11 protein-coding genes are annotated in these 12,694 nt (G+C 60.4%); 9 read left to right on the forward strand and 2 right to left on the reverse strand.

Features of this window, described 5'->3' with window-relative positions:
- Positions 1–3 precede the first annotated feature (3 nt).
- A complete protein-coding gene (locus ACEWPJ_RS04200; protein ID WP_416511135.1) occupies positions 4–444 on the reverse strand; it encodes a DUF1489 family protein in 441 nt (146 codons plus the stop codon).
- Between the two features lie 163 nt (positions 445–607).
- On the opposite strand from ACEWPJ_RS04200, the gene ACEWPJ_RS04205 reads away from it, so the two are divergent.
- The 6 genes from ACEWPJ_RS04205 to ACEWPJ_RS04230 all read left to right on the forward strand — a co-directional run bounded on the left by ACEWPJ_RS04205 (position 608) and on the right by ACEWPJ_RS04230 (position 7,898).
- Entirely contained in the window at positions 608–2,872 is a 2,265-nt protein-coding gene (locus tag ACEWPJ_RS04205) for an adenosylcobalamin-dependent ribonucleoside-diphosphate reductase (protein WP_416512999.1), read from the forward strand.
- Between the two features lie 180 nt (positions 2,873–3,052).
- On the forward strand, positions 3,053–4,135 hold the full coding sequence (locus ACEWPJ_RS04210) for a Hint domain-containing protein (protein ID WP_416511137.1): 1,083 nt from the start codon (positions 3,053–3,055) through the stop codon (positions 4,133–4,135).
- Positions 4,136–4,300: 165 nt separating this feature from the next.
- Positions 4,301–4,921: a 30S ribosomal protein S4 gene (gene rpsD, locus ACEWPJ_RS04215; protein WP_416511139.1), complete on the forward strand. Its 621-nt coding sequence runs from the start codon at positions 4,301–4,303 to the stop codon at positions 4,919–4,921.
- A gap of 135 nt (positions 4,922–5,056) precedes the next feature.
- Positions 5,057–6,145, forward strand: coding sequence for a histidinol-phosphate transaminase (gene hisC / locus ACEWPJ_RS04220; protein ID WP_416511140.1), 1,089 nt, complete (start codon positions 5,057–5,059; stop codon positions 6,143–6,145).
- Positions 6,142–7,062, forward strand: coding sequence for a prephenate/arogenate dehydrogenase family protein (locus ACEWPJ_RS04225; RefSeq protein ID WP_416511141.1), 921 nt, complete (start codon positions 6,142–6,144; stop codon positions 7,060–7,062). Before hisC ends, ACEWPJ_RS04225 begins: the two co-directional genes overlap by 4 nt.
- Positions 7,063–7,067: 5 nt before the next feature.
- Positions 7,068–7,898, forward strand: a complete 831-nt coding sequence (locus tag ACEWPJ_RS04230; protein ID WP_416511142.1) for an extensin family protein — start codon at positions 7,068–7,070, stop codon at positions 7,896–7,898.
- Here the strand turns inward: ACEWPJ_RS04230 and ACEWPJ_RS04235 are convergent, their stop codons facing one another.
- Entirely contained in the window at positions 7,899–8,873 is a 975-nt protein-coding gene (locus ACEWPJ_RS04235; RefSeq protein ID WP_416511144.1) for a DUF2125 domain-containing protein, read from the reverse strand.
- A gap of 64 nt (positions 8,874–8,937) precedes the next feature.
- On the opposite strand from ACEWPJ_RS04235, the gene ACEWPJ_RS04240 reads away from it, so the two are divergent.
- From ACEWPJ_RS04240 to ACEWPJ_RS04250, 3 genes are all read left to right on the forward strand, one after another.
- Positions 8,938–9,477 (forward strand): gamma-glutamylcyclotransferase, encoded by a 540-nt coding sequence (locus ACEWPJ_RS04240; protein ID WP_416511146.1) that lies wholly within the window; start codon positions 8,938–8,940, stop codon positions 9,475–9,477.
- A gap of 123 nt (positions 9,478–9,600) precedes the next feature.
- Positions 9,601–10,785 (forward strand): biopolymer transporter ExbB, encoded by a 1,185-nt coding sequence (locus tag ACEWPJ_RS04245; RefSeq protein ID WP_416513000.1) that lies wholly within the window; start codon positions 9,601–9,603, stop codon positions 10,783–10,785.
- Positions 10,786–10,787: 2 nt separating this feature from the next.
- Positions 10,788–12,629: a peptidoglycan -binding protein gene (locus ACEWPJ_RS04250; protein WP_416511148.1), complete on the forward strand. Its 1,842-nt coding sequence runs from the start codon at positions 10,788–10,790 to the stop codon at positions 12,627–12,629.
- Positions 12,630–12,694 lie beyond the last annotated feature (65 nt).

Raw genomic sequence — 12,694 nt, forward strand, 5'->3', positions numbered from 1 at the left:
CGCCTAGCGCACGCCGATATCCGAAAGCGCCGCAGACAGGTCGTCGGGCAAAGTATCCTCAGACTGGCGCGCTTGGGTGAGATCGGCCGGCGCATCGGCAGGGTTCAGGTAGCGCCATCCCTGAAACGGGCGCTTGAGGGCCTGCGATGTGCGAATAATCTGGGAATCAAGCACGATCCCGCAGCGGCGAATGCCGTCATTGCCGATCACTTCGTCCAGCCGGATGATCTTTTGCCGACACCGGATCGCACCCTGAATGACCCAATAGATGGAGCCGCCGTTCAGGATTTCATCCTCGCGCTTTGGCCACATCCGGGTGACATGGCGCGGAAGCTTATCGGGCAGGTCCTTGCGGCGGGCTTCCTGCCATTCCTCAAGGGAATCCACACTTTCGGAGCCGACGCTTAGCTTTACCAGATGTATTATGTTCTTCGTATGTTCCATCAATATGTGGTAGGATACCGATCCTTCGCTGATTCTGCCACATTCCGAAGACTAAATGCCACAGCCTGCACGATTGTGCATCTGACGCCCTCATTTCGGTTTGACGGACAGCCTGACCGCCCGTAGTTTCGTGGGCCTGCAACCGCCACTTGGGATACTGCCGATGAGCCGATTTTCCGCCCCGATCGCTGAGCAAATCTGGGATATGAAGTATCGCCTGAAGGAATCGGATGGCGCGCCGATTGACCAGACGGTTGAGGATACGTGGCGGCGGATCGCCCGATCACTGGCCGAGGTCGAGGATCAGCCCGAATCCTGGGAAAACAAGTTTTACGAGGCGCTTGAGGATTTCAAATACCTGCCCGCTGGCCGGATAACGGCGGGGGCGGGCACGGCGCGGTCTGTCACGCTGTTCAACTGCTTTGTCATGGGAACGATCCCCGACAGCATGGGCGGCATTTTCGATATGTTGAAAGAGGCCGCGCTGACGATGCAGCAGGGCGGGGGGATCGGGTATGACTTTTCCACCATCCGACCCAAGGGCGCGGATGTGCTGGGCGTCGCTGCAGATGCCTCTGGCCCGCTGTCATTCATGGATGTGTGGGACGCTATGTGCCGCACGATCATGTCGGCCGGATCACGGCGCGGTGCGATGATGGCGACGATGCGCTGCGATCACCCGGACATCGAGGATTTCATTACTGCAAAGAAAGACCCGGCCCGGTTGCGTATGTTCAACGTCTCGGTCCTCGTGACCGATGCCTTCATGGAAGCGGTCAAGAATGACGGACCGTGGGATCTCAAATTTAACGGCAAGGTCTATCACACGGTTGAGGCGCGCGATCTGTGGAACCGGATCATGCAATCGACCTACGATCAGGCCGAACCGGGTGTGATCTTCATCGATCGTATCAACGCGATGAACAACCTCGCCTATTGCGAAACCATCGCCGCGACGAACCCATGCGGCGAACAGCCCCTGCCGCCCTACGGCGCGTGCCTGCTGGGGTCGGTGAACCTTGCCAAGCTGGTCGCCGAACCTTTCGAGGATGCCGCCCATCTGGATCAAGAGGCGCTTGGCAAACTCGTCGCGACCGCCGTTCGGATGATGGACAACGTGGTCGACGTGTCGAAATTCCCGCTGCCAGAGCAAGAGGCCGAAGCGCAGGACAAACGGCGGATCGGGCTGGGCGTCACGGGCCTTGCCGACGCGCTACTGATGGTCGGGTTGCGCTATGGCTCGGAAGAGGCCGCGGCGCAGACCGAGGAATGGATGCACGCAATCGCGCGGGCGGCTTATTTGGCGAGCGTCGATCTGGCCAAGGAAAAGGGCGCGTTTCCGTTGTTCGATGCGGAAAAATACCTCGCCTCTGGTGCATTGCAGCACATGGACGACGACGTGCGCGACGCGATCCGTGAACACGGTATCCGCAACGCGCTGCTGACGTCGATTGCGCCGACAGGGACAATCAGCCTTTACGCCGGGAACGTGTCTAGCGGAATCGAGCCGGTGTTCGCCTATGCATACACCCGCAAGGTTTTGCAAAAAGATGGCAGCCGGACCGAGGAAGAAGTTGTCGACTACGCCGTCCGACTATGGCGCGAGAAATTCGGTGACCGTGAGTTGCCCGACTATTTCGTGAACGCCCAAACCCTCGCCCCGCTTGACCATGTGCGGATGCAGGCGGCGGCGCAGGTGTGGATCGATTCCAGCATCTCCAAAACGATCAACTGCCCCGAGGATATTTCGTTTGAGGCGTTCAAGGACGTCTACATGCAGGCATGGGACAGCGGCTGTAAGGGCTGCACGACCTATCGCCCGAATGAGGTGACGGGAAGCGTGCTGTCGGTCAGCGAAAAGTCCGAAGCCGCGCCGGAAGTCGATGAGGGGGCGGATGTTGTCTATATCTCGGAACCGCTCGACCGCCCGGCAGAGCTTGAGGGTAATACCTACAAGCTGAAATGGCCCGACAGCGAACACGCGATTTATATCACGGTGAACGACGTGGTCATCAACGGATCACGGCGACCGTTTGAGGTGTTCATCAACTCCAAAAACATGGAACATTTTGCCTGGACGGTGGCACTGACGCGGATGATCTCGGCGGTGTTCCGGCGTGGCGGCGACGTGTCTTTCGTGGTGGAAGAGCTGAAAGCCGTGTTCGACCCGCGCGGCGGCGCGTGGATGGAAGGGAAATACATCCCGTCAATCCTCGCCGCGATTGGTGGGGTGATCGAGCGTCACATGATCGCGACGGGTTTCATCGCGGGCGAGGGGATGGGCCTGAAGACCGACCCGACCGCGCAAGTCGTTCAGATCGGCGCAGCACCTCGGGGCAAATCCTGCCCAAGCTGCGGTCAGTTCGATATGCGTATGGTTGAGGGATGTATGACCTGTGCAAGCTGTGGGCATAGTAAGTGCGGATAGGGCTATCGTCGGGTTTGTGAAATTTCCTACCGACAAACCCCAGTAAAACAACACCGCCATGTGGGCTCTGTGCAACTTTGCCAGAGCCTGCAGCGGTGAAATCGTTGGTTTCTTCTTTTCAGAATGAATCGGCGCTGTTAAGTTTTTACCAATAAAAAAGAATACAGGCGGTAATCAGGCATGAAGACGGGCTATAAAGGCACGTTTGTCATCTCTTGGCATCAAACGGCAGTCGACGGCAAACCGGCCGCGTCGGTCAGCACGCTCCGCACCGGATCAATCTGGCGCTGGAGCGGTAAGGCAACGCGGGTCGATGGTCCGGCAGATGTCCTGTCCCTCGGGACGGCCTTGGGATCGGCAGACCTCCACCACAGAGCATCACGCGCCGCACGGCGTCTGACGGGCAACATCGACGCGCTTGTGAAAACGCGGGTGGACGCCGACTCCTCTGACTGGGAGGAGTGGTTGCTGGAAACCGGATTTGTCGTCACGGACGGGGCGCGGACCTATACGATCACCGCGATTGATCAGGATGACGAAAGCGCTCCGCTACTGGTCACGTTGGATGATCTGCCGCCGACCGATACGAACCTGTGGGTCGTGCGGGCCAAGATGGCCAAGCGCAGAACGACGCGGCCACCTTTGACGGCGAATGGCGTGATTTGCTTTACGCCCGGCACGCGGTTGCTGACCGCCTCTGGCCCGAAGATGGTCGAACAGTTGCGTGAAGGCGATCTGGTTCACACGCGGGACAGCGGCGAACAGGAAATCCGTTGGATCGGGATGCGCAGGATGACGGGCGCGAGCCTTCATGCGATGCCAGACCTGTGCCCGATCCGTATTCGGGCCGGCGCGATTGGGGATGAGGAGCCGGACGGCGACCTGCTCGTATCGCCCGATCATCGAGTTCTGGTGCGCGGCGCGCAGGCGCAAGCGCTTTTCAATACGCCAGAGGTTTTGGTCGCAGCCAAGGATCTGGTCAACGATCACAGCATTACGACTGCATTCGGAATGCGCGAAGTGACTTATATCCACATCGCGCTTGACCAGCATCAGGTGGTTTGGGCGAACGGCGTTGAAACCGAAAGCTTCCACCCAGCCGGGGCAGAGCTGAACGTGCTGGCCGATGAACAGCGCAGCCGATTGCTTGAGATTTTCCCCGAGGTCGCAGAAGACCCGCACAGTTACGGTGATTTCGCGCGGCGGAGTCTGTCGGCGCCAGAGGCGGCGATCCTGTGCCACGAAGGTGCTATTCGCCATTGACTCCGGTCTGATCGGCGCTTAGAAGCCCCACGTTCCCGGCTGTAACAGGCCGGGTTCTTCATTGGTGTTGGTGGCCCCCGCAAGGGGATGCCTGTCCCTCGCAAGAGGTAGGACAACGCCCTTCATAGTCGCCCAAAAGCGATGCCATATAGAAGGAGATCAGCCGTGACGAAACGCACGTCTGCCAAGCACAAACTCGATCGCCGGATGGGCGAAAACATCTGGGGTCGTCCGAAATCCCCGGTTAACCGTCGTGAATATGGCCCCGGCCAGCACGGTCAGCGCCGCAAGGGCAAGCTGTCCGACTTTGGTATTCAGCTGCGCGCAAAGCAAAAGCTGAAAGGCTACTACGGCGACCTGACCGAAAAACAATTCCGCCGCATCTTTGCCGAAGCCGAACGCCGTCGCGGCGACACCGGTGAAATCCTGATCGGCCTGCTGGAAAGCCGTCTTGACGCCGTCGTTTACCGCGCGAAATTCGTGCCGACCGTTTTTGCGGCTCGTCAGTTCGTGAACCACGGCCACGTCCGGGTGAACGGCAAAAAGGTCAACATCCCCTCCTACCGCGTGAAAGAGGGTGACGTGATCGAAGTGCGTGATCGTTCCAAACAGAACGTCGCGGTTCTTGAGGCCATTCAACTGGCCGAACGTGATGTGCCTGATTACATCGATGCCGACCATTCGAAGTTGACCGCAACTTTCGTCCGCACTCCGGGTCTGAGCGACGTGCCTTATCCGGTTCTGATGGAACCGAACCTCGTCATCGAATACTACGCGCAGAACTAAGCGTTCGCGCACAGCAAATTCGAAAAGCCGCGACGGGGAGACCCGCCGCGGCTTTTTCACATCTAAGGGCTGCGCTTTCCGGCTGGTTTTGTCCCGGGGGCGTCGTTAGAACCATCCCAACGGGGAGTTGAGCGCATGAGTGCAGAGATCAGGCCGCAACCGGGAGTCATGGAGATCGCGCTTTATGAGGGCGGGCAGGCAACGGTCGATGGCGTCAGCGATGTCGTCAAGCTGTCGTCGAATGAAAACCCGTTTGGCCCATCGGCTGCCGCGATAGATGCGTTTCGTAATGCCGCGCAGCAACTCCACCGCTATCCGCCGACCGATCATGCCTCACTCCGATGCGCGATTGCCGAGGTTCACGGGCTGGACCCGGATCGCGTGATCTGCGGAGTCGGGTCTGACGAAATCATCGCGTTCCTCTGCCAAGCCTACGCGGGCGAGGGGGACGAGGTTATCCATACAGAACATGGCTTTGCGATGTATCGGATATCGACGCTCGCCGCCGGGGCGACTCCGGTCGAGGTGAAAGAACGAGAGCGTGTGACAGATGTTGAGGCGATCCTTGCCGCCTGCACTGACAGAACAAAACTCGTGTTCATCGCGAATCCCAACAACCCGACCGGCACGATGATCGGCGGGAATGAGGTTGCGCGACTGGCCGCCGGTCTGCCGCCTCAGACGTTGCTGGTGCTGGATGGCGCTTATGCCGAATATGTCGATGGCTTTGATGGCGGGGTCGGGTTGGTCGATGCGCGCGACAACGTTGTGATGACGCGCACGTTCTCAAAGCTCTACGGGCTTGGCGGGTTGCGGATTGGCTGGGGCTATGGGCCGAAGCCTGTCATTGATGTGCTGAACCGCATTCGTGGGCCATTCAATCTGTCTTGTGCGCAGTTGGACGCGGCTGAGGCCGCCATGCGTGATCGGGATTATGCCGAAAAATGTCGTGCGGAAAATGCGCGTCTTCGGGCGTGGCTGGCGGAGTCTCTGGCCGAACTTGGCGTGCCGTCTGATACATCCTGCGCGAATTTCATCCTCGCGCGTTTTGCCGATGCGGATGAGGCCGGGGCCTGTGATGCGCACCTTAAATCCCGTGGGTTGATCGTACGGCGCGTCGCCGGATACAACCTGCCACATTGTCTGCGGATCACAATTGGCGATGAAGCCGCGTGCCGTCGTGTGGCCGACGCGGTCGCCGAATTCAAGGGGAGGGCGACATGACCCCGATATATGATCGTGTTGCCCTGATCGGATTGGGTTTGATCGCGTCGTCAATGTTCTGGGCGATGAAACGCGGCGGACTTGCGGGCGAAGTCGTCGGCACCGCGCGGTCCGAGGATACGCGCAAGATCGCCCGCGACATCGGGCTGTGTGACCGGATCGTGGATACCACGGCGGAAGCCGTTGAGGGCGCGGACCTTGTCGTGCTTTGCGTGCCGGTCGGCGTCATGGGCGCCGTAGCGGAGGAGATCGCACCCCACCTCGCGCCCGGTGCAACCGTCACCGACGTCGGTTCCGTCAAACAGGCGGTGATCGAGGCGGTCGCGCCGCACATCCCCGAGGGCGTTCATTTCATCCCGAGTCACCCCCTCGCGGGGACGGAGCATTCCGGCCCGCGCTCGGGCTTTGCCGAGCTGTTTGACAATCGCTGGTGGCTGCTGGTTCCGCAGGACGGAACGGATGTCGATGCGCTGAACCGTTTGCGGACTTTGCTGGAAGCGATGGGGTCCAACACCGAACAGATGGATTTCGAACATCACGACCTTGTTCTTGCGGTCACAAGTCACGCGCCGCATCTGATCGCTTACACGATGGTCGGTGTGGCGGATGACCTTCGCCGGGTGACAGATAGCGAAGTTATCAAGTATTCCGCCGCCGGGTTCCGCGACTTCACCCGCATCGCGGCGTCTGACCCTGTGATGTGGCGCGACGTGTTCCTCAGCAACAAGGAAGCGACGCTGGAAATACTTGGCCGCTTCACAGAAGAGCTTTTTGCGCTACAAAGGGCAATCCGCACTGGCGATGGTGAGCATTTGCATGACTATTTCACCCGCACACGGGCGATCCGTCGCGGTATTATCGAAGCGGGGCAGGACACTGACGCCCCGAATTTCGGACGCGTGACGAAGAAGGAGTAGGCGGTTTGGTTAGATACTTCGCATGTGCATTGGTTGCCTTGTCCCTTGCGACCGGCCTGTCGGCCGAAGCCCCTGAACAATCGCTGCGCCCAATCGCGCGGCCTGACACGGGCACAACCGAAGCACCTGCGATTGTCCTGGCCAGCGCGTCGTCGTCATCACTGCCGGTTCGGCGGTTTATTCCGACGTTCGTTCCCGGTGTCGCGGTGTCGCTCGTTCCGCTGCGGCGGCCTGGCGATATGGCGGATATCGTGCGCCGCGCCGAACCCGCGATGGGTGGCAGTTTTTCGACCCGCCGCACGCGGCCTCGTGCCGGATCGGTCTGCGGCGATAGCGCGATCCGGGGCGAGAATATTCCCCGTATCCGGGGCCGTATCAACGGTTGCGGTGTAGACGACGCTGTGCGCGTGACCGAGGTGGACGGCGTGCGCCTGACTCAAGGGATAACGGTCGAATGCGACACGGTCCGCGCCTTGAAACGCTGGATCAACGAAGGCGTGCGCCCGGCTGTTGGGCGGCGTGGCGGTGGAGTTGCCAGCCTGCGGGTGATTGCCCATTACGCTTGCCGGACCCGGAACAATCGACGCGGTGCGCGGATTTCGGAACACGGGCGTGGCCGCGCCGTTGACATCGCTGCTGTCAATTTGCAGGACGGCAGCTCTCTGACCGTTCTGCAGGGCTGGAATGATCCATCACAGCGCGATGTGTTGCGTCAGATGCACCGATCCGCTTGCGGGCCGTTCGGCACAGTCCTTGGCCCTGGATCAGACGGCTATCACCGGGATCACTTTCATCTGGATGTCGCGGATTATCGCAGCGGACCTTACTGCCGCTAGTCAGTTAAGGCGCGGCGCGTCGCCAAGCGCCAGCGGGCCAAAGTAAAGAACCCCCCGATCGAACGTCAGCGATGTTGTCAGGGTATCCGGGTTGCCATCCGTTTCCGCAAGCGGCGCAATCGCACCTTCCCAAATTGGGTCAACCAGATTGGCGGTGGCGAGGATGCGAAACACCTCGCGCCAGTTATCGGCGTTAAGGGTCAGGCTGCCTTCGGCAAACCCCAACGCGTCTGCCTCAAGCTCCCCGGACACACCAAGCGACAGGTCTCCCCACCGGATCGTCGCGTCGCGGAAGGTTACGCGGGTCAGATCGACGTCGAGGGATTCTCGGTTAATAGGGGCGGTCAGGTCGAGCGTGGCGTCGACGGTCAGCCCACTGATCGCGGGGGGCAGGGTGCCTTCGGGATCAAGCACCGCGGTCAAATAGGGTGGTAGCGTCAACTCCTCCAACGCTACGGACAGATCGTGAGAGGCTTCGGCCTCCGGCGTCTGTCGCGTCGCGATGAAGGCGCGGGTGACGTTCCAAGGCGCCGTTCCCACGGGTGTGACGGTGAGGTTTTCAGCCTCCAACGCTGTGCGGTCAAGGGTCAGGCTGGTGTTCGGTTCAAGCACGAGGCTGCCCCGCAGGTCGTCCGACGTGATGTCAAAAACCTGGCCCGCGACATCCAGCGTTTGTTCGTTTGGCCAGACCGCGATCAGGTGGTTCGGCTTATAACTCAGCGCGAAAAGCTGAAAGAACGGCGCGGTCCAGTGCGTGCCGCTTTGGCGATGGGTCAGGTCGATGTCGGTGATCGTCGTGTCGAACCGATTGGGAAAGCCGCGGGTCTCAAGCTCTGAATAGGTCACATCCAGCCCATCGAACGTGCTTTCCGAAAACCATGTGGTCATGCCCTTTTCAACGGCCGTGGATCCAATGAACCAGTAGCCGCCCCAAAGAACTGCCAACCCGATCAAAAGGCCAGTCAGTCGCCGCATGATCGCCCCTTCCATGACCTAGCGAGATGGTGTTTACAGGCAGAAACGCGAAAGGACCAGACGCATGGCGAACACAGGTTTGTGGGTCTTCGGATACGGCTCTTTGATGTGGAATCCCGGCTTCGTTTACAAGGAACGCCGCATCGCCACGCTAAGCGGATTTCACCGCAGTTTCTGTATGCGATCAATCCACCATCGTGGGACAGAAGAGGAACCGGGCCTCGTCCTCGCGCTTGATCTTGCCGAAGGGGCGCGGTGCCACGGTTTGGCGTTTTATGTCGAGGATGAGCACGTCACCGAAACGCTGCGTGTCCTGCGCGAACGCGAACTGATCTCCTCGGCCTATCTCGAGGCGGAGCTGCCGATTTCGCTTGATACCGGGCAAAACGTGCAGGCGGTCACATACATCATCGACCCGGATCACGTGCAATATTGCGGGAACCTGCCGTTAGAGGAGCAGGCCCAGATTATCGCCAAGGCGGTAGGCGGGCGGGGGCCGAATACCGAATACCTTTACAACACCGCATCGCACCTTGAAGAACTCGGCGTGCGGGACGCGGATTTGGCGTGGTTGACCGATCGGGTGCGGGCGCTTTCGGCCTAAACCTTGGCTGGATTTTCGCCACCGCACCAGATTTTGTAGATTTGACGAATTGTTGTTGGCGAACGCGCACCAAACCCCTATCCTGCCGGAAACAAAAACAAGTGCGTCAGGACACGTCCGATGATGGACCAGCCAGATCGCGAGGCGGAGCCGTTTTTTTCCCAACCTGTGCGCCAGATCGCAACGATGCTGGTTGTGCTGGGGCTGGTCGGCTGCGGGGTCTACCTTGCCTACCCGAAGGTGTCGCCGATCTTTTTGGCGAACCCGTGGCTGAACGGTTTTATTATCTTTGTCTTCGTGATTGGCGTCTTCGCCTGTTTCTTTCAGGTGATCCAGCTTGTGTCGTCGGTCAGTTGGATCGAGGGCTTTGCCGCTAACAGGCTCGGCCACGAAATGACCAAGGCGCCGCGTCTGTTGGCTCCGCTTGCCGCTTTGCTGCGCGCGCGCGGTGCGCGTATGCAGATTGGCGCATCATCGGCGGCGTCTATCTTGGATTCCGTCGCAACCCGTGTTGACGAAGCACGCGATATCACGCGATATATCGTCAACCTGCTGATTTTCCTTGGTCTTTTGGGAACGTTCTATGGCCTCGCCATCACCGTTCCGGCGGTGGTTGAAACAATCCGATCATTGGCGCCAAGCGAGAGTGAAGGCGGGATCGAAGTCTTTGGGCGGTTGATGAACGGCCTTGAAAAGCAGCTTGGCGGGATGGGCACGGCGTTTGGGTCGTCTTTGCTGGGCCTCGCCGGGTCGCTGATCGTCGGCCTTCTGGAACTGTTCGCAAGCCACGGCCAGAACCGATTTTATCGGGAGTTGGAGGAGTGGCTGTCCACCATCACCCGCGTCGGGTTCTCTGTCAGCGATGGTGATGCGGGCGGAGAGCAGGGCCAGATTGTGATGATCCTCGACCACATGTCAGAGCAGGTCGCGAGCATGCAGACGATGTTTGCGACCAGCGAACAAAGCCGCGTGGCGCTCGATGAAAAGATAGCAGCGCTGACCGATACGCTCGCAGAGCGTAACGCTGTTGCACCAGATGTCGCGGGCGACACGGCAACCCGCGACACGCTGGGGCGGGTGGCAGACGGACAGGAACAGCTGATTGGTCTGCTAAACGCCGAACGCGAAGACGGTGGACCGCATGTCGATGCAGAAAGCCGGATGCGCCTTAGGTCCATCGACGTTCAGTTGCTGCGGATTCTGGAAGAGATTTCGAGCGGTCGGCAGGAAAGCATCGCGGACCTGCGGGCCGAGCTTAGCCAATTGACCCGCGCGATTCAGTCGCTGAACGGGCAGGAAGAGGGCTAAGCATGGCTCTTTCCCGGCGGACAGGACAGCGGTTTCAAGGATCGATCTGGCCCGGTTTTGTCGACGCGATGACCGCGCTGTTGCTGGTGCTGATGTTCGTGTTGACGATCTTTATGATCGTTCAGTTCGTGTTGCGGGAAACGATCTCTGGCCAAGAGACTGAGCTTGATCAACTGTCCGAGCAGGTCCAAAGCCTCGCCGATGCGCTGGGGTTGGAACGCACCCGCGCAGGGGATCTGGAGGCGGAGGTGTCGGCGCTTGGCACATCGCTGGAAGCTGCCGAGGATCGCGCCGCCGCGCAGGCGGAGTTGATTGCGACCCTGCGGTCCCAAACCGCCGCCCAAGCGGATGCGCTATCCGAAGAACGCGCGCGGATCGCGAGTTTTGAAGAGCAGGTCGCGACGCTACTTGCCGAACGGAATGCCGCCCTTGGCGAAGGCGAAACCCTGCGCGCGAGTGTGGAGGAGCTTGAAGCCGCGCGGACGGAGTTGTTGTCGGAGCGCGATGCCCTGCAACTCGCGCTTGCCCAAGCACGAGAAGAGGTCGACGCCGAAGCAGAAACGGCCCGGCTGGCCGCAGCGCGGCGGGATGCGCTGGAAGCGCTGATTGCGGATTTACGGCGGACCACGGCGGAAAACTCCGAGGAGTCCGCCGCGCTTAGCACTCAGGTGACGGAGTTGGAGGAGGCGCTGTCGGAAGAAGAAGCCGCACGCCTTGCCGAAGCCGCCGCCGCGGAAGCGCTGCGCGAGCGGTTGGAGAATGCGGATGCGGAGCTAACCGCGATGACGCTTGCGCTTGAGGAGGAGCGGAAGCGAGCAGAGGACACGCTGACGATGCTCGCCGCGGCGGAAAGCGCGCGGGAAGGGTTGGATGCGAAGCTCGCCGCCGCTTTGCTGGCGCAAACCGAAGCGGAGCAGGGGCTGGAGGCAGCGGAAGCGGCCCTTGCCGAAGCGGTCGCGGAGGTCGACTCGCTTGAGGCTGCTGGCGCGGATGCATCAGAGATAGAATCCCGCTTGGCCGCTGCGTTGGCTGCGAAACTGGCGGCGGAGCAAACCGCCGAAGTCGCGTTGAGCGAGGCCGAAACCCGCGAGGCACTGCTGGCCGCGGCCAATACCGCGCTGTTGGAGGAGGAGGCGCAATCCGCCGAGAGTCAGCGACAGGTTGCGTTGCTCAATCAGCAGGTCACGCAACTTCGCTCTCAGCTCGGGCAATTGCAGGCGTTGCTTGATGATGCGGAGGCGCGGGATGCGGCGACGAACGTGCAGATTGAATCGCTTGGCACCGATTTGAACGCGGCGCTGGCTCGTGCCGCGTCTGAAGAGCGCCGACGCCGGGAACTTGAGGAGGCGGAGCGCAAGCGGCTTGAGGCGCAGGCGCAGGATTTGGAACGCTATCGGTCAGAGTTCTTCGGCCAGCTTCGCGATGTTCTGGGCGGACAGGAAGGCGTGCGGATTGAGGGGGATCGGTTCGTCTTTTCCTCCGAGGTTCTGTTTGAATCGGCAGCGGTGCAATTGACCCCTGCCGGGCAGGAAGAAATCGCCAAGGTCGCCCGGATCATCCAAAGCGTGGCAGACCGTATTCCGCCCGAGATTGATTGGGTGATCCGTGTCGATGGTCACACGGATGACGTCCCTCTATCTGGCACCGGGCGGTTCCGCGATAATTGGGAGCTGAGCCAGGGCCGCGCGCTATCGGTGGTTCGTTATATGATCGACGAACTGGGCTTGCCGCCGGAGAGGTTGGCGCCAACCGGGTTCGGGGAATATCAGCCGGTCAATACCGCCAATACGTCAGAGGCGCGGGCGCAGAACCGGCGAATTGAGTTGAAGTTCACAGAGAAATAGAGATCACGGTGACCCAACGAAAAAGGCCCGCGACGTCTCCGTCACGGGCCTTTGTTGTTTTGCAG

It is taken from the genome of Aliiroseovarius sp. YM-037 (assembly GCF_048060095.1).
GTDB lineage: Bacteria > Pseudomonadota > Alphaproteobacteria > Rhodobacterales > Rhodobacteraceae > JBLUOA01.